Below are 22,577 nucleotides of genomic sequence, written 5' to 3' on the forward strand. Positions count from 1 at the left end.
TATATATGTCCGACTCGACAATTGAATTAAAAGGAAGTGGTTTTACCCTATCCGTTTTACACCTTCAATCCAGCAATGTTGCTGAAACTTGCCAAGCTTTGGCAGATAAAATCAAACAAGCCCCTCAATTTTTTAAAATGGCACCAATTGTCATCAACATCGAAAAATTGGATGGTGCGATCATAGATTTTACCGAATTAAAACAAAAATTGGCTGACCTTGATGTTGTCCCTGTGGGTATCTCAGGTGCGACAGATAAACAAAAAAGTGTCATAAAAGCAGCTGGTTTGGCTTGTTTAAATGAAGCTAAGTCTCCGACAAATAAGCAAAGCAGCGACGGTCCAACTCAAGTACGTTATGAAAGAGTTGAGGTTCCAGTTGAAGTTAAAGTCCCCTCTTACACACCAAGTAAGATACTGAGACAAAATTTACGCTCGGGTCAGCAAATTTACGCAAAAGATTCAGATTTAGTCATTATAGGTATGGTTAGTAATGGTGCCGAAGTTATTGCGGATGGCAGTATACATATTTATGGCCAATTAAGAGGCCGTGCTATTGCAGGCGCAAGCGGTGACGAATCAGCACGCATCTTTTGTCACAAATTAGAAGCAGAGCTAGTTAGTATCAATGGAAATTATTGGACCAGCGAACAACTCCAAGATTCAGTTTGGGGTAAAGCTGGATATATTACATTAGACGGAGATTCGCTCTCCGCTACAGAATTAGAAATTTAAGTAGGGAGTTTTATTAATGGCTCAAATTATTGTTGTTACATCTGGTAAAGGCGGTGTTGGTAAAACAACTTCAAGTGCTGCAATCGGAACAGGTTTAGCCTTAAAAGGTTTTAAAACAGTTATTATCGATTTTGATATTGGTCTACGTAATCTTGATTTAATTATGGGTGTAGAGCGCCGTGTTGTTTATGATTTCGTAAACTTAATCAATGGCGACTCAAACATTACTCAAACTCTTATTAAAGATAAAAGAGTTGAAGGCTTATACATTCTACCTGCGTCACAAACACGTGATAAAGATGCACTGACCCGAGAAGGTGTTGAAAAGGTATTAAATGACCTGTCAGAAAAATTTGATTACATAATATGTGATTCACCAGCTGGCATAGAGCAAGGTGCATTAATGGCACTTTATTTTGCTGATGAAGCGATTGTTGTAACTAACCCAGAGGTATCTTCTGTACGTGACTCGGATCGTATTTTAGGTATTCTTGCTTCAAAATCTCGTCGTTCAGAGCAAGGTTTAGAGCCAGTAAAAGAACATTTATTATTAACACGTTACAACCCTAGTCGTGTTGAAAAAGGCGAAATGCTGAGTGTTGAAGATGTATCAGAAATATTAGCCGTTAAGTTAATTGGCGTAATACCAGAATCACAAGCTGTATTAAAAGCATCAAATATCGGTGAACCCGTTATACTTGATGAACAAAGTGATGCTGGTCAAGCGTACTTAGATACAATTGAAAGGTTACTTGGTAACAAAGTAGATTACCGTTTTTTATCTGAAGAGAAAAAAGGTATTTTCAAACGTTTATTCGGAGGTTAATGGATTATGTCTTTATTGAATTATTTCCGTCCTAAAAAAACGACGGTAGCAAATCAAGCTAAAGAAAGATTGCAAATCATAGTTGCACAAAGACGACGTGCAGATGATCAAGGCAATATGCTTAGTGCGATGGAGAAAGATATTTTAGAAGTAATCAGAAAGTATTATTTAAATATTGATCCTGACGCTATCTCAGTACAATTAGAACAGAATGAAGATGATTTATCTGTACTTGAGCTAAATGTGACTTTACCGGATGATGTTAAGTAATTTATCTAGCTTCTAGAATAATAGAAATTAACCTTAACTAATATTAATTAGCTAGGGTTAGTTCTGTTAATTAATTTGATAGGGTATAGGCTTAACTACAGAATGTAGAATTACGGTTTATAGTTTACTGGTATAATCTAAACTCGTGTTTTTGAAACGCCCTTCCTCGCTATCATAGCAGTTTAATCTAGGCACATAGCAATACAGATAGATTATAATTTCGTTAATATTTAATGAAATAAAAGATTGGTTAGGTGCATAAGAGTTGTTGTGGGTGCAGTTAATTTACTAACTGCACTCTTATAAGAAGGTTTAACTTAAATTCATTTCCTGCACAATTTCATGTGCAATTTCAGGTGTGGTCACAGTTGGCTTTTTATGTAAATCCCCTTTTAATTGGCCCTTTCTATGACTTAAAGCAGCATCTAATTTTTTAGCCGCTTTACTAATTGCTGGGTACATTACATCATCTTTGCCTGATGTGGCGATTCTAACCCCTTCGTAATTAGTGACAGATTCAGCGACAAATCCCCCGTGCTCTTTCGTTAAAATAACCTCTATTGATAATAATGAAGGAAAGTGACTAGCTAATTTTGTAAATTTCTCTTCCACATGTTGCTTTACATTTTCGCTTACTTCCACATGATGACCTGAAACTTTTATTTTCATGGCTATTCCTTATAAGTACATAGTTTATCGATTTTTCTTTTACTACATAACTAGAACTTGGGACGAAATTTCTAAACACAAGTGCTAATTTAATAAATAATTAAACTTTGTTTAATACATCGAAAATCTTTCGACACTTTAAGTGTAGACAAATATTCTTAATATGTGAGATTTCTAGACTTATTTTTTTGAATTTATTTTAAGTAAGCTCAAAGTATAACTATATGCATAAATCGCTGTGAAAATAATACTCGGTAATACAGTCAAAAATAAATTAGGAGTTGCATTGAGCAAGTTGACGATAATAACCAAACTTGATTGTATTGATAAAGGTATAAGAGGGATCAATAAACTAACGGTAAACTTTTTCGAATTAAAATAATCAGCTGAGTGATTAACTGCATTATTAATAGTATTTAAAATAGCAATATTCTGTTTAGTTTTAGAGTGTATTGAGCAGAGAATTGGCACAACAAAAAGCAAGGATACTCGAAGCTTTCTATATTTATTAACCAAGGTCTCCAAAATGTAAGTGAAGAATAAAGTAACAAATGCACTATAACAAGATTGTACCAACGCCGCCCTTAATGTGATAGAGCTAGGAATATCCTCTGAATAATTCGCCCAAAAAGTCCAACTAAAGTAAAAAACGAAAGAGACAAAAGCAGATAAAAATAATCTTAAATGAGATGAAGACATGATTGCCGCCTATATTTATTCCAAAGGATTAAAAATAAGACTAAAATGAGAGGCTTATGTAAGGACAAAACATAGTGCTAACTCATGGACAAAAGTAGCACTATGTATGCTCAAAAAAGCTAAAAACGTTATTTAAAACCTAAAGATTGATTAACCTGATTAAGCACTTGCATCGGGTTTTCAGCCTGTGTAATTGGTCTACCAATAACCAAATAATCAGAGCCTGCATTGATCGCATCTGAAGGTGTCATAATTCGTTTTTGGTCACCAACATCACTGCCAGCAGGTCGAATTCCAGGTGTGACTAACTTAAACGAGCTACCTAGTTCTTGCTTTAATAAATTAGCTTCTTGTGCGGAACACACGACTCCATCAAGCCCAGCTTCTTTTACTAGAGTAGCTAACGAAACAACTTGCTCTGCAGGTGACTTAGCTATTCCTAATTTTTGTAAATCCGAATCATCCATGCTGGTCAATACAGTAACACCGATCAACATAGGCGGATTTTCAAAATTATCAGCTAAGGCTTTTTTAGCCGTTTGCATCATGTTTAATCCACCGCTTGCATGGACATTAACCATCCATACACCTAATTTTGCAGCGGCTACACAAGCTTTAGCTGTTGTAGCGGGAATATCATGGAATTTTAAATCAAGAAAAACATCGAATCCTTTAGCGACCAGAAAGCGAACAAACTCAGGCCCAAACAAAGTAAACATTTCTTTGCCTACTTTTAACCTACATTGTGAAGGCTCTAACTGCTCAACTAAGTTTTTTGCAGCTTCTATATCATTAAAATCTAGCGCAACGATAACTGGCGAAAGACAAGTAGTAGACAAATTAATCTCCTGTTAAACCGATAATAGGTTTGACGCTACCCCAGTGCTTGCATCTAGGACATTGCCAAAATAGTAAACTACCTTGGTAACCGCATTGGTCACATTCATAATTCGGTAGTTGCTGAATTTTTGTAACAACCATTTTCTCAAGATTAAGCATCATTTGACGTGAATCTGAACTATCAATTTTATTTGCATTTAATTTAAGTAAATTTGCAAACCCGGAGATAGTCGCATGCTTTTCTAGTGTGGCTAATACTGATTTACGTGCTTCCGTATTTTTATTCTGTTTTTCATAAATTTGACTAATAGCAGCGGTTACTGAAGAGCTTTTTATACTCGAACTCACTTCTAGCAAAAAGGCTAACCGTTGGTTTTCATCAGTAAATACTTTTTCTAGAATAGGTATTAATAATGCGATATAACTTGCACAGTTTTTAGCAAATTTATGACATAAATCTTGAGCGTGATCGATTTGTTGGTTTAATAAATAGTGGTCGATTAAATCTAAATAAGCTCTAGCGCAGTCATTTTTATATTGAATCGCTTGGTGAAGCATACCCAGTTTAGTCGCATCTGAGGTTTCAGAAGACGCAATTTCACATAACAAATAAGCTTTTGTAGTATCACAAGCTTCACCATCTTTTGGCTCTAAAGGTTCGATCGCATCAAACGCTTTCTGCCAATCTTTAAATACCTGATATATTTGAGAAAGCATCACTCTAGCTTCTCTGTCGCATTTTTCTTCAGATAACAAAGGGAGTAACAACTGCTCTGCTCTATCATAAAGCGCACAATCTATATAATCTCTAGCAAGCTGGATAATAGATTCACGTCTTTGCTCTGGGGTTAATACATCTTGTTTAGCCAAAAATTGGTGAATTTTTATTGCTCGGTCATTTTCACCTTTAGCCCTGAATAATTTGCCGAGCGCAATATGAGTTGTAAATGTTTCATTATTGACTTCAAGATTTTCGATTAACACATTAATCGCTTTATCTCTCTGATTATTCAATAATAAATTGAGTCCAGATAAAAAATCTTGGTTAATTTTTTCGTGTTGTTTTAGTTGAGCTTGGCGGTAGCTGTTGCGCCCCATTATATAACCGTATAAAGCGGCCAGTGGGAGCAATAAAAAAAGAAGTTCAGGCATTATTTATCTTTTAATTGAAGGTGAAGAAGTTCTATCTCATTGTTTAATTTTTTAATTTTACGCTGACTAGCTTTTAATTTTAACGAAACTTTTGTTATGTATAAAACCCAAGCTAAGGTTGAAATAAAAAATCCTAAAAAAAGAAAGATAGATAAAGCTGTTGCAAGTGTTAGGTCAGCTTTGGCAAATAAATAATTAAGCTGGACTATCTGTGTATGATAAGACGAAAGCAACATCAAAATGCCAGCTATAATAGCAAATATGAATAAAGATAAAGCTATCTTCAAAAGAAATTACCTAATATAAGGTTTAAAAGGCGTTTACACGCTCACGCAATTCTTTACCTGGTTTGAAATAAGGTACAAATTTACCATCTAATTCTACTGAATCACCAGTTTTAGGGTTACGACCCACTCTAGGCGCTCGGTAATGAAGTGAAAAACTTCCAAATCCACGAATCTCAATTCGCTCACCATTAGCTAAAGAATCAGCCATGTGATCGATTAATTCTTTAATGCCTAATTCAACTTCTTTAATTGATAAAGACGGTTGTTTTGTGGCCATGATTTCAATTAATTCTGATTTTGTCATAGTGCATACTCCGGTTGATTTATTGGTTTAGTGCCAAAGTATTAAAGGGTAAGTAAAATAAGGGAGCTATACAGCTCCCTTACTATGCATTACTCGCCTTTTTGAGCGTTTTTGAATGCTTCAGCCATTGCATTGCTGAATACCGCTGAATCTTCTTGCTTAGCATTTACAGATTCAACTGCCGCTTTTTCGTCTGCTTCATCTTTCGCTTTGATAGATAAGCTAACAACACGGTTTTTACGGTCTACACCCATAAACTTAGCTTCTACAGAGTCGCCAACTTTAAATTCAGTGCTTGCATCTTCAACGCGGTCACGTGAGATGTCTGAAACACGAATATAGCCAGAAACTGTATCTGCTAACTCAACAGTAGCACCTTTAGCATCTACTTCAGTTACTGTACCAGTAACGATAGCACCTTTTTTGTTATTCGTCAGGTAATCAGTAAACGGATCTTCATCTATTTGCTTGATACCTAATGAAATACGTTCGCGCTCTGCGTCAACTTGTAAAACAACTGCTGTAAGTTCTTCACCTTTTTTGTAGTTACGTACAGCTTCTTCACCAGCAACATTCCAAGAAATGTCAGATAAGTGAACAAGACCGTCTATACCACCGTCAAGACCAATGAAGATACCGAAATCAGTGATAGATTTAATCTTACCGCTAACTTGGTCGCCTTTAGCAAAGTTCTTAGCGAACTCTTCCCAAGGGTTACCTTTACATTGTTTAAGACCTAAAGAAATACGACGACGTTCTTCGTCAATTTCAAGAACCATAACTTCAACAACGTCACCTAAGTTAACAACTTTAGATGGGTGGATGTTTTTGTTAGTCCAATCCATTTCAGAAACGTGTACAAGACCTTCAACACCTTCTTGAATTTCTACGAAACAACCGTAGTCAGTCAAGTTAGTTACACGGCCTTCTAATTTAGCACCTTCAGGGAAACGAGCTGCTAATTCAGCCCATGGATCGCTACCCATTTGTTTAAGGCCTAATGATACACGTGATTTTTCTTTGTCGAATTTAAGAACCTTAACATTGATTTCATCACCAACATTAACGATTTCACTTGGGTGCTTAACACGTTTCCATGCCATATCAGTGATATGTAATAAACCGTCTAAACCACCTAAATCAACAAACGCACCGTAATCAGTTAAGTTCTTAACGATACCAACAACTTCTTGACCTTCTTCAAGATTAGAAAGTAATTCGCTACGTTCAGCACTTGTTTCTTGCTCGATAACTGCACGACGAGAAACAACAACGTTATTACGTTTTTGGTCTAACTTGATTACTTTGAACTCAAGCTCAGAACCTTCAAGATAAGTAGTATCACGAACTGGACGAACGTCTACTAAAGATCCTGGTAAGAATGCGCGGATACCTTCAACTTCTACAGTGAAGCCACCTTTAACTTTGCCGCTGATTAAACCTGTAACAGTAACACTGTCTTCACAAGCTTTCTCAAGACGGATCCAAGCTTCATGACGTTTAGCTTTTTCGCGAGAAAGGATTGTTTCACCGAAACCATCTTCAACTGCATCTAGAGCAACATCAATTTCATCACCAACATTAACTTCTACTTCGCCTTGAGCGTTATAGAACTGTTCAACTGGGATAGCTGCTTCAGACTTAAGACCAGCATCAACAAGAACAACATCTTTTTGGATAGCTACGATAGTACCTTTAACAATGGCACCAGGACGGGTTTCGATTTCATTCAAGCTTTCTTCAAAAAGCTCTGCAAAACTTTCAGTCATAAATAAAGTTTTCTTAAATTAATAATCTAGATCACATCCAGTTAATCTAGGGTTGTTAAAAATAACCTAAAATCCTATTAGGTTTAGTTGTACTATGCTTGATCAAATGTCTCTTGCATATAGTTAAAGACTTGATCAACCACTTCTTCTATTGATAAATTAGTTGAATCTATCACTAGAGCATCATCAGCCGGAATCAAAGGCGCAACACTGCGATTACTATCGCGTTCGTCACGAGCTTGAATATCGGATAAAAGATGTTCAATTTTAACGCTTGGATCAGTATCTTTCAACTGAAGATAGCGTCTTTTAGCTCTTTCTTCGGCACTAGCACTTAAAAAAATCTTAATTTGTGCATTTTTAAATACAACAGTACCCATATCGCGCCCATCAGCTACTAATCCAGGCGCTTCTTTAAATGCACGTTGTCGACGTAGTAAAGCTTCTCTCACTCTAGGTAATGAAGCTACTTTAGAAGCAACGGCACCAATTTTTTCATTTCTAATTGCAGTTGTAACATCTTCACCTTCCAAAATCACATGCGTTACATCAGAATCAGGAGAAGATTTAAAATGCACATCTAAGAAGCTCGCTAAAGGTTCTACTGAGTCTTCGTCTAATGGATCTATGTCATGGTGAACAGTCGCTAACGCTAATACGCGATAGATAGCCCCACTGTCTAGAAAGTGCCAACCTAATCTGTCCGCAATAACTTTACTAACTGTTCCTTTGCCAGCCCCACTTGGACCATCAATAGTTATGACAGGAATATTGTCCGCCATCCCTAACCTCTTTATATTATTTTAATTAGCTATTTCGTTGTGCAAAATCTTGCATAAATTCTACTAATGCTTGAACACCTTCTAAAGGCATCGCATTATAAATACTCGCACGCATCCCACCAACAGAGCGATGACCTTTTAAAGCTAATAAGCCATTAGCTTCAGATTCAGCTAAAAATGCTTTATTCAGGTTTTCATCTTTTAGGTAAAACGGTACATTCATTTTAGAACGATAATTTGCTACAACTCGATTTGAATAAAACTCTGATTCGTCAATATAGTTATAAAGTAAATCAGCTTTTTGTTTATTAATTGCCTGAACAGCTTTAACACCACCCTGCGCTTTAAGCCACTTAAAAACTAAACCGGCAAGATACCAAGCAAAAGTTGGCGGTGTATTAAACATTGAATCGCTTTGAGATTGTAAAGCATAATCATAGATTGACGGTGTGCCTTCTCTAGATTTTCCCATTAGATCTTTACGCACAATCACTATTGCTAATCCAGAAGGACCAATATTCTTTTGCGCACCTGCATAGATTAAACCAAATTTACTAACATCAATTTCACTTGAAAGAATACAAGAAGACATATCAGCAATTAAAGGCTTATCTACATCAGGTATATAATCAAATTCTACACCATCAACTGTCTCATTTGGGCAGTAATGAACATAAGCAGCGTTATCACTTAAATTCCACTTATCTCTCGGTAAGATTGATGCGAATCCATTTTCAGAATGAGATTCAGCTGCAATATTAACTTTGCCAAATTTTTTACCTTCAGCAATAGCTGCATTCGACCATGAGCCAGTAGAGATATAATCAGCTTCGCCGCCAGCAGGCAATAAATTTAATGGAACCGAAGCAAATTGACCTCTGCCTCCGCCATGCATAAACAAGACTTCATAATCACCTGAGATATTCATTAAGTCTCTTAAATCTTGTTCCGCTTGTTTGGCTACATCTATGTAGTTGGCGCTTCTGTGACTAATTTCCATCACAGAGCAGCCTAAATCATTCCAATTTACAAATTCTTGTTGTGCTTGCGCCATTACCGCTTTTGGTAACATAGCAGGACCAGCACAAAAATTAAAAATTGGTTTAGTCATTTGGTGTCTCTTCAGTATCTTGGCTATTATCTGGTGCTTGTGGTGATTCAGAATCAACTACATCTATCACATCTTCTTCATCTATCTCATCAATTTGTTGTAAACCAACAACATGTTCATTTTCACCTGTGCGAATTAATCGAACACCTTGAGTGTTTCGACCTACAGATGAAACTTCTGATACTCGAGTTCTCACTAAAGTACCTTTATCACTGATAAGCATAATTTCATCATTATCATTAACTTGAACCGCGCCGACTACTGCGCCATTTCTTTCGCTAACTTTAATTGATACAACACCTTGTGTTGCACGACTTTTCGCAGGGTATTCTAATAATGGAGTACGTTTACCAAAACCATTTTCAGTCACAGTTAATACTTGACCTTCACCCTGTGGCACTATCATAGATACAACACTTTGGCCTTCAGCAAACTTCATACCACGAACACCTGTCGCAGTACGGCCCATTGAACGAACTTGCTGTTCGCTGAATCGAACAACTTTACCTTCATTCGAGAACAACATAATTTCGCTGTCGCCGTTAGTGATATCAACCCCGATGACATGATCGCCATCATTTAGGTTTAAAGCAATAATACCGTTTGCTCTTGGACGAGAATATTCCATCAATGAAGTTTTCTTAACCGTACCATTTGCAGTTGCCATTATGATGTATTTATCATCAACATATTCTTTAATAGGCAAGATAGCACTAATGCGTTCGTTTTCTTCAAGCGGTAATAAATTAACAATTGGACGACCGCGAGCGGTTCTAGTCGCTAATGGTAATTGGAAAACACGTAGCCAATACAAACGGCCTCTATCAGAGAAACATAAAATAGTGTCATGTGTATTGGCAACTAAAAGCTTCTCGATGAAATCTTCGTCTTTCATCTTGGTTGCAGCTTTACCTTTACCACCACGGCGCTGAGCTTCGTATTCAGTTAATGGTTGATACTTAACATAACCTTCATGAGACAAGGTAACAACTACATCTTCTTCTGCAATTAAGTCTTCCATATTGATGTCGTGCGCTGCTGCTGTTATTTCAGTTTTACGCTCGTCACCAAATTCAGCTCTTATATTTTCAAGCTCTTCTGTAATTACTTCCATTAAACGAACATTACTTGAAAGAATTTTTAATAATTCAGCAATTTCATCTAATAGAGCTTTGTATTCGTCTAAGATTTTCTCGTGTTCAAGACCCGTCAACTTATGAAGTCTTAACTCTAAGATAGCTTGAGCTTGTTGCTCAGTTAAGTGATACACACCATCATGAATACCATACTGAGGCTCTAACCATTCAGGTCTAGCTGCATCGGTACCGGCTCTTGCTAGCATTTCTGCGACATCACCAAGCTGCCATGCAGTACTCATTAAACCTTGTTTTGCTTCAGCTGGCGTTGGCGAGCTCTTAATCAATGCAATAACAGGGTCAATATTAACTAGCGCAATCGCAAGACCTTCAAGTAGGTGAGCTCTTTCTCTTGCTTTTCTTAATTCGAAAATAGTTCGGCGAGTAACCACTTCTCTTCTGTGATTTAAGAATGCATTTAACACATCCATTAAATTACATAATTTTGGTTGGCCGTTATCTAACGCAACCATATTAATACCAAATACAACCTGCATTTGAGTTAAAGAATAAAGTTGGTTTAGTAAAACTTCGCCTGATTCACCACGTTTTACGTCAATAACGATACACATACCGTCTTTATCTGACGCATCACGAAGTGCTGAAATACCTTCAATACGTTTTTCTTTAACCAGCTCTGCCATTTTTTCTATCAGGCGAGCTTTATTTACTTGATAAGGAATTTCATGTACTAAAATTTGTTCGCGGCCATTCTCTTTAACTTGAACCTCAGCACGGGCACGCAAGTAAATTTTTCCTCGACCGGTTCGGTAAGCTTCGTGAATACCAGCTCTACCACTAATGATTGCAGCAGTTGGGAAATCTGGACCTGGGATAATTTCAATCAACTCTTCAATTGTAATATCCGGGTTTTCTATCATAGCTAAACAAGCAGTGACGACTTCGGTTAAGTTGTGTGGTGGTATATTAGTTGCCATACCAACAGCGATACCAGACGAACCATTCACTAATAAGTTAGGTACACGAGTTGGTAATACGATAGGCATTTGTTCTGAGCCATCGTAGTTATCGTGAAAATCAACCGTTTCTTTTTCGAGATCAGCAAGCAAAGACTGGGCTATTTTAGCCATTCTAATTTCGGTATAACGCATAGCAGCAGGAGAATCGCCATCTACTGAACCAAAGTTACCTTGGCCATCGACTAGCATGTAACGCAAAGAAAAGTGCTGAGCCATACGAACAATAGTGTCATAAACAGCTGTATCACCATGAGGGTGATATTTACCAATTACATCACCAACAATACGTGCTGATTTTTTGTATGGCTTATTAAATTCATTACGCTGTTCATGCATCGCAAATAAAACACGTCTGTGAACCGGTTTTAAACCATCTCTAACATCTGGTAAAGCCCTACCTACAATTACACTCATCGCATAATCTAAGTAAGACGTTTTCAACTCATCTTCTATATTGACCGGAAGAATTTCTTTCGCCAAATCACTCATAAAACGGACAATCCCTACTGATAATACTTGTTATAGGTAAATAATTTGTTACCAAACTATTTTTTAGCCCATGATTCTACCACAAACAACGACGCATACCATTGAAAAAATCACTCAATACTTGTTGATCTAATCAAACACCATATAATACTTGTAAATTAATAGGATAGAAGAGTTCAAATAGTGACCAATATAGACCAATCTGAAGTTGATAAATTTAATAATAGTGCTGGTTATTGGTGGGATTTAAACGGTGAATTTGAGCCACTACATTTAATGAATCCGACTCGAGTCGATTTTATTCAAAACCATACGAATGGTGTTGCAAATAAATCTGTATTAGATATTGGCTGTGGTGGTGGCATATTAAGTGAAGCCCTTGCCAATGCTGGCGCTAATGTAACAGGTGTAGACGCTGCGCCACAGTCTATCCAGGTTGCACAATTACATGCAAAAACCGAAAACCTAAATATAAATTATATTAACTCGACAATCGAACCTTACGCGGCTGAAACAGATGAGCAGTTTGATGTAGTCACCTGCCTAGAAATGTTAGAACATGTGCCCGACCCTGCTTCTGTCATAAGGGCAGCTTGTGAGTTAGTAAAACCAAATGGATTTTTATTCGCATCAACATTAAACCGTAACTTAAAGTCGTTAGCTTTAGGTGTTATTGCTGCAGAATATATACTTAATATAGTGCCAAAAGGTACCCATGATTATCAAAAATTCATTCGCCCAAGTGAACTGATTGGCATGATAGAAGCTAATGGATTTAAAGTAAGAGTGATACAAGGCATACATTACAACCCAATCAATAAATCATTTAAAATGAATTCAGACGTAAGCGTAAACTATATATTATGTGCACAAAAAATTTAGTATTACCCAAAGCTATTTTGTTCGATCTAGACGGCACTTTACTTGATACGGCAAAAGATCTCGGCGAAACACTTAATTACATTTTAAAGCAACATTCCAAGCCAACCGTGGATTATCAAGACTATCGCCCTGTTGCATCTCATGGCGCACTCGGCTTACTAAAATTGGGTTTTGGTGACGAATTAAACCGCCTAGATAAAGCAGCATTAAGAGAAACGTTTTTAAATTACTACGAGCAAAATATAGCGGTAAAAACTGATTTATTCGATGGTATGGAAGCGTGTCTAGAGCTGTTGAATAAACTGGGAATAAAATGGGGTATAGTTACTAATAAACCTCAATTCCTCACCGACAAACTGTTACCTTTTTATAACATTATGTCTAGCTCTCAAATTAATATTTCGGGCGATACCCTAGCCGTTAAAAAGCCTGACCCAGAGCCACTATATGTAGCTTGCAAGCATATGACACTCTCACCTGAAGAATGTTGGTATATAGGGGATGCACAACGAGATATAGAAGCAGGCAACCGCGCCGGAATGTATACAGTAATAGCAAACTGGGGCTATACCCAAGATTCATTACCTATAAATGAATGGGCAGCAGACCTAATTATTGAAACACCAGCTGACCTTAGCAGCTTGGTAAAAACTCTATACGAAAAATGACCAATATCTGTATATTTTTACCCCGCTTAAAAATACACCATAAAGGTTAACAATTGGTTAACCTTTAACCAGTTTTAACAAGCAAGCTTTTTCATATTCTTTTTAATAATAAATCAGCTCTATAAAAGATATAAACAGATTTAACTAGAACTAATTATTGAAAATAGAAAATATAAGCCTAATTAGTTTTTATAAAGTTAGTATCCACTAACGCTAAAAAATGACTTTGGTTTTTTAATAAAAACTAACAAAGATCGTCTTGCTTTAAATGGTAAACCTCATTATCTTGTGTTGATTCTATAATAAGCCCCAACATATAGTGGTTAAAGATTGAACCTGATTCAATTAAAATTTAACCATTACAATTTTTAAGAGGGCTAATAATTCACCAACGGGACAGACAGAGCGCATGACTGATCAGCTTTTTGTAACTAAACGAGATGGCGTTAAAGAACCATTAGACCTAGATAAACTTCACAAAGTCGTTTCGTGGGCTGCTACTGGTTTAAATAATGTTTCAGTTTCTCAGGTTGAGATGAAATCTCATATCCAGTTTTATGATGGCATCAAAACTGAAGATATCCACGAAACTATTATTAAATCTGCAGCTGATTTGATTTCGGAAGAAACGCCTGATTATCAATATATGGCTGCGCGTTTAAGTATTTTCCATTTACGTAAAAAAGCATTCGGTCAGTTTGAGCCTCCTCATCTTTTTGGTCATGTCACTAAATTAGTTAAAGATGGTAAGTATGATACTCATTTATTAGAAGATTATACTGAAGCTGAATTTAATGAGTTAAATGACTATATAGATCACAAACGTGATTTAAACTTTTCATATGGTGCGGTTAAGCAGTTAGAAGGCAAATACCTAGTTCAAAATAGAGTGACAGGTGATATATACGAGAGCCCGCAGTTTCTATATGTTTTAGTGTCAGCCTGTTTATTTGCTAAATATGACACCGCAATTCGTATGGACTATGTTAAACGTTTCTACGATGCTATCTCATTATTTAAAATTTCATTACCAACACCGATTATGTCTGGTGTTAGAACCCCAACCAGACAATTCAGCTCTTGTGTCCTAATTGAATGCGGTGATAGCTTAGATTCAATCAATGCAACTTCAAGCGCAATCGTAAAATATGTTAGCCAAAGAGCTGGTATTGGCGTGAACGCAGGTAATATCCGAGCTTTAGGCAGCCCAATTAGAGGCGGTGAAGCATTCCATACAGGTTGTATTCCATTTTATAAGCATTTCCAAACAGCTGTAAAAAGCTGTTCACAAGGTGGTGTGCGTGGTGGTGCGGCAACTTTATTCTACCCGCTTTGGCATCTAGAAGTTGAATCTTTAATGGTGCTTAAAAACAACCGAGGCGTTGATGACAATCGTGTTAGACACCTTGATTATGGCGTTCAATTTAATCGCTTAATGTATCAACGCTTAATCAAAAATGATTTCATTACCTTATTTAGCCCAAGTGATGTACCGGGTCTTTATGATGCTTTCTTTGCCAATCAAGAAGTGTTTGAAGAGTTATACGTTAAATACGAAAATGACGATTCAATTCGTAAAAAACGTATTAAAGCCACTGAATTATTTGGTATTTTTGCTCAAGAGCGTGCTAGCACAGGTCGTATCTATTTGCAGAATGTTGACCACTGTAATACGCATAGTCCATTTAAAGCAGACATAGCGCCGATTAAGCAAAGTAACTTATGTTTAGAGATTGCTTTGCCGACTAAGCCATTAAATAACATTAACGACGAAGATGCTGAAATTGCACTTTGTACCTTATCAGCATTTAACTTAGGTGCGATTGAAGATTTATCTGAGCTAGACAATCTAGCACAGCTTGCAGTTAGAGCATTAGATTGCTTACTTAGCTACCAAGACTACCCAGTTGCTGCGGCAAGAAACTCAAGTTTAAATCGCCGTACTTTAGGTATAGGGGTTATCAACTTTGCATATTACTTAGCTAAAAATGGAGTTAAATATTCTGATGGTAGCGGTAATGCTCTAACCCATAAAACATTCGAAGCAATCCAATATTACTTATTGAAAGCTTCAAATGAGTTAGCTAAAGAACAAGGTCCTTGTCCTAAATTTAATGAAACGACATACTCTGAAGGTATCTTACCAATAGATACTTATAAGAAAGATTTAGATGCGATATGTGACCAACCACTATTACTAGATTGGGAAACATTAAGAAAAGATATTGTTGAGCATGGTTTAAGAAACTCGACGCTATCTGCTCTAATGCCATCAGAAACCTCATCGCAAATTTCAAATGCGACCAATGGTATTGAACCACCACGTGGTTATGTCAGTATAAAAGCAAGTAAAGATGGTATATTGCGTCAAGTTGTACCTGAATTTGAAAGATTAAAAGATCAATATGAGTTACTTTGGCAAATACCGAATAACCAAGGTTACACTCAATTAGTCGCTATTATGCAAAAGTTTATTGACCAAACTATATCAGCGAATACTAATTATGATCCAAGCAAATTCCCAGGTAATAAAGTACCAATGCAGCAATTACTTAAAGATTTGTTATATGCATACAAATTAGGTGTAAAAACTCTGTATTATCACAACACACGTGACGGTGCTGAAGATGCGCAACAAGACATTGCTAAAGAAGACGATTGTGCCGGCGGTGCATGTAAGATTTAACCTAAGATAAATTTAAACAAGGCCGCAGCTTTGCGGCCTTTTCTTTCTCTGCAAGTGAAATAGACCTATATGAGCTACACAACATTTAATAAAAATAATACCGATTATTTAAATGAACCTATGTTTTTTGGTAACTTGGTAAACGTAGCGCGCTACGACAAGCAAAAGCATCCTATTTTTGAGCGTTTAATTGAAAAACAATTAAGTTTTTTCTGGCGCCCAGAAGAAGTCGATGTCAGCCGTGATCGTAGTGATTATCAAAAATTATCTGAGCACGAAAGACACATATTTATCAGTAACCTAAAATACCAAACTTTATTGGATAGTATTCAAGGTCGCTCGCCTAATGTTGCCTTATTACCTGTAGTTTCATTACCTGAGTTAGAAACTTGGATAGAAACATGGGCTTTTAGTGAGACCATTCATAGCCGCTCTTACACACATATTATTCGTAACATAGTAAACGATCCAAGTGTCGTGTTTGACGATATCGTGGTTAACGAACAAATCATTAAACGTGCGGATGATATCTCACGTTACTATGATGATTTAATCCAAGCTTGCCAACTTTACTACACTCGTGGAGAAGGTATTCACGAAGTCGACGGCAAAGAAGTTAAAGTCACAATTCGTGAGCTAAAAAAACTAACATACCTTTGTGTCGCAGCAGTTAACGTATTAGAAGCGATCCGTTTTTACGTTAGTTTTGCATGTAGCTTTGCATTTGCTGAACGCGAGCTAATGGAAGGTAATGCCAAAATCATCAAGTTAATCGCTCGTGATGAAGCATTACACCTAACTGGTACACAGCACATGCTAAACATCATGGCCGATGGACAAGATGACAACGACATGGCTGAAATTGCAATAGAGTGCAGACAACAAGTAATCGATATATTTGTTAAAGCTGCAGAGCAAGAAAAAGAATGGGCTAAATACTTATTCAAAGATGGCTCTATGATAGGCTTAAACGAAGATATACTGTGTCAATATGTAGAATATATTACCAATACCCGTATGGCATCTATTGGTTTACCGACTCAATTCCCAACAACCCAAAATCCAATTCCATGGATTAATGCATGGCTAGTCAGTGATAATGTTCAAGTTGCACCACAAGAAGCTGAAATTAGCTCATATTTAGTTGGCCAAATTGATAGCGAATTAAATACAGATGACTTTGACGATTTTGAGCTATAAGCTAGCTTAGAATGTCTTGCACCAAAGTTTATAATTTAGTCAAGGAAGACTATGTAACATCAAATAAAACCTGCGTACTTGATTACCTTGAACAACAAGAGTTTCATCTACACTACCATTGCAGAGATGGCTATTGTGGCGCTTGTAGAACCGTCTTAAAACAAGGTGAAATAGAATACCCAAAAGAACCACTCGCATTTATCAGACGAGGTGAATTTTTACCCTGCTGTAGCATTCCAAAATCTGATTTAATAATTGAAATTGAAAATATAGATTAAAGGTAATTTAACCTTTTTAACTTCCAACTAATTTAAGAAGACATATTTATGTGGTTTAAAAACATATTCTTTTATCAATTCAGTCAAGCCTTTGAATTTACTGCTGAACAAATCGAAGAAAAGCTACAAGAGTTTAGTTTTAAACCTTGTGGTAAAACAGAGCTACAATCTCAAGGCTGGGCACCTGCGTTAACGCCAAAAGCAAACACCCTAACTCATACAGCTGGTGACTACACTTTAGTCTGCTTAAAAAAACAAGAAAAAGTACTACCCGCATCTGTCGTTAAAGAAATTTTAGATGAAAAAATTTCTGAAATAGAAGCGGCTGAAGGTAGAAAAGTAAAAGGCAAAGAAAAGCAAGTAATGAAAGAAGAACTCATTCATACCCTGCTTCCTCAAGCCTTTACAAAATCAAGTTTTATTAAGGCTTACTTAGCACCTAAAGCTGGTTGGGTTGTTGTTGAAGCAAGTAGCTCAACAAAAGCCGAAGAAATTCTCTCGTACTTACGTAAATGTTTAGGTACTTTGCCCGTTGTGCCATTAGAAACAGCTGGCCAGCTTATGTTCACTTTTGATGAATGGATGAAAGGCAATCACCCGCAAGACATTACATTAGGCACTGAAGTAGAACTAAAAGACTTTGCCGAAGATGAAGGTGTTGTAAGGTGTAAAAACCTATCACTGGATTCAGAAGACCTACAAAACCACTTAAAAAATGGCAAGCATGTCACTAAAATTGGTATTGATTGGGCTGAAACCTTAAGCTGTGTTTTAAGTGATGACTTGTCTGTTAAACGCATCAAATTTAGCGATGTAATTAAAGAGCAAAACGAAGATATTACAGACGAAGATAAACTTGCCCGTTTAGATGCTGATTTTGCACTTATGACAGGCGAGCTGACTAAATTTTTAGACAGATTAACTGTTTTATATTCAGAAGAAGTTGCAGGCGCATCTGAATCTGAATAAACAGCTTCAATAGCCTTAGCTATCTGTGTATTTGCGCAAATAAGAGATTACAGGCTCATCCTTTACATATAAAGTATAAAGTGATGAGCCAATAAAACCACATCCAGTTACGACCAAAGATATCTCATATCAAATCTTAAGTAGCTTCATATTAAACAGATAGAAGGTATAGCAATTACCGATAACAAGCCTAAATATTCGCGATCTTAACTAATGGGAAATCATAGTCTAGCCCAACACTGCGTTTTTCAGGCGTAGAACAATCAATATCATCAGAATAGATGTCACCAAAATACAAAAAATTTCCAACAACCGAATATAAGGAATAACACACGCCATTATTAAAAACATCAGTTTGATCGTAAGTCCAATCCACTTCTACGGCTTTAATTCCATCAGCTAATACCAGAGTATTTTTTAATGTATAAGTGCCACTATAAATATCCTTAGCTTTAGAAGCATCGGGAGTTTTACAGTCTTTGTCAGTAAAATATTCCGTGGTATCTTGCCAATACCCTCCATCTTGAACTGTCGTGTACAACTCAGACCCTGAGCTTAATTCGCTGCAATTTTGCCATGTGCCTGCAACCAGACTTTCCCAATCAAGCGGACTAGATTCCTCACCCTCTTCAATCGATATTTGACATGCTGACATTAATAACACGGCCGGTAATAATACAATATTTTTCATTTGCATCCTTTCCATTTCACTTTTTGATACAGTCTAAAATATAACTAAGGAAACACAAATTTGGCAAATTATTATCACGTATTTTGCTAATTTACTAATTCAGATGATGACAATAGAAACTAAAAAATATTCTTAGCGACTTGTTTGACCTACTATATACCTGCCTGGATTCTAAATTCACGTAATAGCAATAGTAATTCTATCAACTTGAGAGTATGAAATCTGAGCCTTAATCCGACATTGATACATCAAGGCTCACTTAAGAATAATCCGATAAAGCTTGTCCTAACTGGGTATTTAATTAATCGACCACACCTGCCCTAAGTTTTTATTCCAAGTAAACTTTAAATGCTTAGCGCTCCCATCTAATAACCAGATCTCAGCATTTAAGCCTTGAACATGATTGGCTAATTTAACTTCAATTGCTAATTTACCTTGGTTCAAATTACCCTGATATAAGCAATTACGCCTATCTATTTCACCCGTGTCATCTTGCTGACAAATGCTGGCAAAGCTTGGAATCCCTTCTAAGTCAATCAATTCGATATTAACTCGTAGTGAACTCGTCGATTTAAAGCCAAAACTTTGTTCCACAATCAAATCTTGTGTTTTAACAGTTTGCTCAGTTTCGTTGATGATATTTTGAGTTGAATTGCTGCTTTCAACTTGCTTAGTTTCATTTAATTGAGTTTGGCTAGTGGTTGCTGTATTGGCGCTAATCTCGGTATTTCCAACTTGGTTTGAGTCATTACTGTCACCGCCACTGCCACAACCAAATAAAGCTAGACTTAGGATTATAATCGTCGAATTTAACTGTTTAACTTGATACATATTAGGCCCCTTAATTCAGAATGATTTTATGTGTAATGGCTTTATTTTGACGATACCAATCAAGATTGACTTGCCCTTTGCTTTCCACAAAACCTTTAAACTCAGGGTAAGCTATCAAGATATCTGTATTCTCTATCGGATGAGACCACAATATAGGGAATTCAATGGCCCACGGCATGCCATTTTGATTCGTAAAGCTGGTAGCTTGCTCTAATGATGAGTTATCGTCATACATGCCAAAGAACGCAGGATTAAAACGAGACGATACTTTCTTATTTTTCAGATGAATTTCTAAACTTCTGCCAGGTGCTTGATTAAAGGCTATGCCATGATAATGATTAGGCGTTGCAAAAATAAATGGGTTTAAAACATCTGTTGGTGCATCAGCCACTTCAATTGGCGTTTTTAGCGGGATACTGACAAAAAATTCAAGATGATTCACTTCATCACAACCTTTCTCAGTGCGATAAAAACGACAGTCAGGACTAGATTCAAGCTCTGACCATAAATCTTCAGAAATAATGACGACAGCATCCGAGTTAGCTGAATTAGCTTCAAGCGCTGAATAAAACTGTTGTATGCCATTTAGTTCAAAACGCATAATCGATTGAGCAACATATGCCGTTGGTATATCGTCTAATTGAATTGCAAATCCATTTTTATACTCAGCGCCCAAGGCTAATACTTGGCCTTGGATATCGTATCGAATTACTAAGCCGGCATCATCAACATATTTTCTGGTTCGATATGACACAACAACGTCATTCATATCGTAATCGCCTAACACAGGCCATTTGTCTTCAAAAGCTATACTGGTAAAACTATTAGCCGATGGATAGCTAATTACACTAACGCCAGCTTTAGTAATGGTTAATTCGATGTCTTCAACTTCTCCATCTGCAACACCACCATTTGGTCCAATATCTTGAGTGCTAGAGTACCTAAACCTCGCCCAGGTTTGACCTTCAATAGCATCTTCAGGTACATCGATCGCTACAATATTGTCACCTGACTTGAGTTCATGATTGGTTAATACCTGATCTGTATCATCGAACTTTCCATTGGCATCCCAATCAACCCAAGCATTTAAATACCCTTCTCCATTGGCTTCAATAATTGTGATTGCATCTAGTCCTTGCTGAACACCGGTTGCAATATTAATCCCATCATCTTCTCCGCCGGCTTGCTTACCTAAATAAAGATTTTCAGAAATTTCATGCCTCGGGCCATTATCTTGAATCGAAATGCCATAACTGTCAGGGGCATCGCCAAAATCAACTGTCATTTGAGTTTCATCCACGATTTCAGCAATCGCACACCTTGCACCATCATTATTGGAAGAAGCTGGCCCATAAGCAAAAAATTCAGCTGTCGGCTCATCGGCTGTGGGATCAATACGAAACACAAAACCATCTGAATTACGGCTGATATAAAAAGTACCACTTGCATCAAAGTAACCCGCGCCAAAAACGCCTGTTTGGCCTGTGTTGCCCAGTCGTGAAACGATTAAACTATCTAGGTTAATTTGATACAAATCACCTATTTTATCGACTGCATATAAATTATTATTTTCAGGATGAAAAGCAAAATCATAGATTGCGATATTTAACTGGCCACCATCTATAACACGCTTAGCGACTAAATAATCAGGCGTGTTTTCAGCTAGTGAAACTTTATACAAGCCATAGTTAGCCCCTGGACGATAAGCATAATAAGCATTTTCTGTTAGTGAAGTATCACCAACGTAAAAACTAGTTAAAGGCAGTCCAGAAACATCTAGCGGCTGAACTTGATAATCTTCGCCTATTTTAACGAGCGTACTAAACTCGCTTGAATAGGCATATAGATAATTATCGTGAAAATTAAAACTCATAGCGTTGAGTTTATTGCTGGTTCCCATATCAGAGGATAATTCTTGATAGAAGCCAGTCGCCAGATTGACGCTATACAACTTAGCGATTTTGTCTTGAATCAAGAATGCTTCGGTTGGACAAGATTCAAAAGAGTTGGCTAAGCTGGACTGACTCGTCAATAGCACTAATGCAAGACTGAAAATTTTGTGATACCTGTAACACATAGGGTAACTCCAATATTAAATGATACATCTAATATTGCAGGTATTAAGCCAACTAAATAACGAAACAATTATCTTAAATATCATATGGTTAACAAATGTTTATTTCATTTATTTGTATTTTGCAAAATGGCGTTTTGTAAAATGCAAACTGATTAAATAGAATGGCCTATAATTATGAATATATGGCTGATTAATGAATAAATTAAGCGGTTCAGCCTAGAAGAAACAAATCAGTGATAATTTAGCT

22 protein-coding genes are annotated in these 22,577 nt (G+C 36.7%); 9 read left to right on the forward strand and 13 right to left on the reverse strand.

From position 1 onward, the window contains the following. The first annotated feature begins 5 nt into the window (after positions 1-5). The 3 genes from minC to minE are packed head-to-tail and all read left to right on the forward strand — an operon-like array spanning position 6 to position 1,830. The gene (minC, locus tag XM47_RS02920) at positions 6-734 is read left to right on the forward strand and encodes a septum site-determining protein MinC (protein WP_048689422.1); all 729 of its coding nucleotides are present in this window, start codon (positions 6-8) and stop codon (positions 732-734) included. 16 nt (positions 735-750) lie between these two features. Beyond that, a complete protein-coding gene (gene minD / locus XM47_RS02925) occupies positions 751-1,560 on the forward strand; it encodes a septum site-determining protein MinD (RefSeq protein WP_048689425.1) in 810 nt (269 codons plus the stop codon). A 6-nt stretch (positions 1,561-1,566) separates the two neighbouring features. Continuing rightward, positions 1,567-1,830, forward strand: a complete 264-nt coding sequence (minE, locus tag XM47_RS02930; RefSeq protein ID WP_048689426.1) for a cell division topological specificity factor MinE — start codon at positions 1,567-1,569, stop codon at positions 1,828-1,830. Positions 1,831-2,142: 312 nt separating this feature from the next. On the opposite strand, the gene hpf is transcribed toward minE, so the two are convergent. The 10 genes from hpf to gyrA form a co-directional block, all read right to left on the reverse strand. Then, positions 2,143-2,499: a ribosome hibernation-promoting factor, HPF/YfiA family gene (gene hpf / locus XM47_RS02935; RefSeq protein ID WP_048689429.1), complete on the reverse strand. Its 357-nt coding sequence runs from the start codon at positions 2,497-2,499 to the stop codon at positions 2,143-2,145. A gap of 180 nt (positions 2,500-2,679) precedes the next feature. Beyond that, positions 2,680-3,198 carry a hypothetical protein gene (locus XM47_RS02940; protein ID WP_172656494.1) on the reverse strand — a complete coding sequence of 173 codons (519 nt, stop codon included), beginning with the start codon at positions 3,196-3,198 and terminating at the stop codon, positions 2,680-2,682. A gap of 128 nt (positions 3,199-3,326) precedes the next feature. Then, a complete protein-coding gene (gene pyrF, locus XM47_RS02945; protein WP_048689432.1) occupies positions 3,327-4,037 on the reverse strand; it encodes an orotidine-5'-phosphate decarboxylase in 711 nt (236 codons plus the stop codon). A gap of 1 nt (position 4,038) precedes the next feature. Then, entirely contained in the window at positions 4,039-5,190 is a 1,152-nt protein-coding gene (locus tag XM47_RS02950) for a hypothetical protein (RefSeq protein WP_048689434.1), read from the reverse strand. Further along, complete coding sequence (locus XM47_RS02955; protein ID WP_048689437.1) at positions 5,190-5,477, reverse strand: lipopolysaccharide assembly protein LapA domain-containing protein; 288 nt, start codon at positions 5,475-5,477, stop codon at positions 5,190-5,192. The genes XM47_RS02950 and XM47_RS02955 overlap by 1 nt, the downstream gene beginning before the upstream one ends. 22 nt (positions 5,478-5,499) lie before the next feature. Then, on the reverse strand, positions 5,500-5,781 hold the full coding sequence (ihfB, locus tag XM47_RS02960) for an integration host factor subunit beta (protein WP_048689440.1): 282 nt from the start codon (positions 5,779-5,781) through the stop codon (positions 5,500-5,502). A gap of 89 nt (positions 5,782-5,870) precedes the next feature. Continuing rightward, complete coding sequence (gene rpsA, locus XM47_RS02965) at positions 5,871-7,550, reverse strand: 30S ribosomal protein S1 (protein ID WP_048689442.1); 1,680 nt, start codon at positions 7,548-7,550, stop codon at positions 5,871-5,873. Positions 7,551-7,642: 92 nt separating this feature from the next. Beyond that, complete coding sequence (cmk, locus tag XM47_RS02970; protein ID WP_048689444.1) at positions 7,643-8,332, reverse strand: (d)CMP kinase; 690 nt, start codon at positions 8,330-8,332, stop codon at positions 7,643-7,645. Between the two features lie 25 nt (positions 8,333-8,357). Further along, positions 8,358-9,443: a 3-phosphoserine/phosphohydroxythreonine transaminase gene (gene serC, locus XM47_RS02975; protein WP_048689447.1), complete on the reverse strand. Its 1,086-nt coding sequence runs from the start codon at positions 9,441-9,443 to the stop codon at positions 8,358-8,360. Further along, complete coding sequence (gyrA, locus tag XM47_RS02980; protein WP_048689449.1) at positions 9,436-12,048, reverse strand: DNA topoisomerase (ATP-hydrolyzing) subunit A; 2,613 nt, start codon at positions 12,046-12,048, stop codon at positions 9,436-9,438. The genes serC and gyrA overlap by 8 nt, the downstream gene beginning before the upstream one ends. Positions 12,049-12,231: 183 nt before the next feature. On the opposite strand from gyrA, the gene ubiG reads away from it, so the two are divergent. From ubiG to rdgC, 6 genes are all read left to right on the forward strand, one after another. Next, positions 12,232-12,930: a bifunctional 2-polyprenyl-6-hydroxyphenol methylase/3-demethylubiquinol 3-O-methyltransferase UbiG gene (gene ubiG, locus XM47_RS02985; protein ID WP_048689452.1), complete on the forward strand. Its 699-nt coding sequence runs from the start codon at positions 12,232-12,234 to the stop codon at positions 12,928-12,930. Beyond that, positions 12,912-13,598, forward strand: coding sequence for an HAD family hydrolase (locus XM47_RS02990; protein WP_048689455.1), 687 nt, complete (start codon positions 12,912-12,914; stop codon positions 13,596-13,598). Before ubiG ends, XM47_RS02990 begins: the two co-directional genes overlap by 19 nt. 409 nt (positions 13,599-14,007) lie before the next feature. Next, positions 14,008-16,284: a class 1a ribonucleoside-diphosphate reductase subunit alpha gene (gene nrdA / locus XM47_RS02995; RefSeq protein WP_048689461.1), complete on the forward strand. Its 2,277-nt coding sequence runs from the start codon at positions 14,008-14,010 to the stop codon at positions 16,282-16,284. Positions 16,285-16,353: 69 nt separating this feature from the next. Beyond that, positions 16,354-17,484, forward strand: coding sequence for a class Ia ribonucleoside-diphosphate reductase subunit beta (nrdB, locus tag XM47_RS03000; protein ID WP_048689465.1), 1,131 nt, complete (start codon positions 16,354-16,356; stop codon positions 17,482-17,484). Positions 17,485-17,495: 11 nt separating this feature from the next. After that, the gene (gene yfaE, locus XM47_RS03005; RefSeq protein ID WP_048689468.1) at positions 17,496-17,762 is read left to right on the forward strand and encodes a class I ribonucleotide reductase maintenance protein YfaE; all 267 of its coding nucleotides are present in this window, start codon (positions 17,496-17,498) and stop codon (positions 17,760-17,762) included. Positions 17,763-17,810: 48 nt separating this feature from the next. Further along, a complete protein-coding gene (rdgC, locus tag XM47_RS03010) occupies positions 17,811-18,731 on the forward strand; it encodes a recombination-associated protein RdgC (protein WP_048689471.1) in 921 nt (306 codons plus the stop codon). A 190-nt stretch (positions 18,732-18,921) separates the two neighbouring features. On the opposite strand, the gene XM47_RS03015 is transcribed toward rdgC, so the two are convergent. From XM47_RS03015 to XM47_RS03025, 3 genes are all read right to left on the reverse strand, one after another. Further along, positions 18,922-19,422, reverse strand: coding sequence for a hypothetical protein (locus XM47_RS03015; RefSeq protein ID WP_048689473.1), 501 nt, complete (start codon positions 19,420-19,422; stop codon positions 18,922-18,924). Between the two features lie 297 nt (positions 19,423-19,719). Continuing rightward, the gene (locus XM47_RS03020; protein ID WP_048689476.1) at positions 19,720-20,253 is read right to left on the reverse strand and encodes a hypothetical protein; all 534 of its coding nucleotides are present in this window, start codon (positions 20,251-20,253) and stop codon (positions 19,720-19,722) included. Between the two features lie 10 nt (positions 20,254-20,263). Then, the gene (locus XM47_RS03025; protein WP_048689480.1) at positions 20,264-22,330 is read right to left on the reverse strand and encodes an LruC domain-containing protein; all 2,067 of its coding nucleotides are present in this window, start codon (positions 22,328-22,330) and stop codon (positions 20,264-20,266) included. Positions 22,331-22,577 lie beyond the last annotated feature (247 nt).

The organism is Catenovulum maritimum (assembly GCF_001050375.1).
Classification (GTDB): Bacteria; Pseudomonadota; Gammaproteobacteria; order Enterobacterales; family Alteromonadaceae; genus Catenovulum; species Catenovulum maritimum.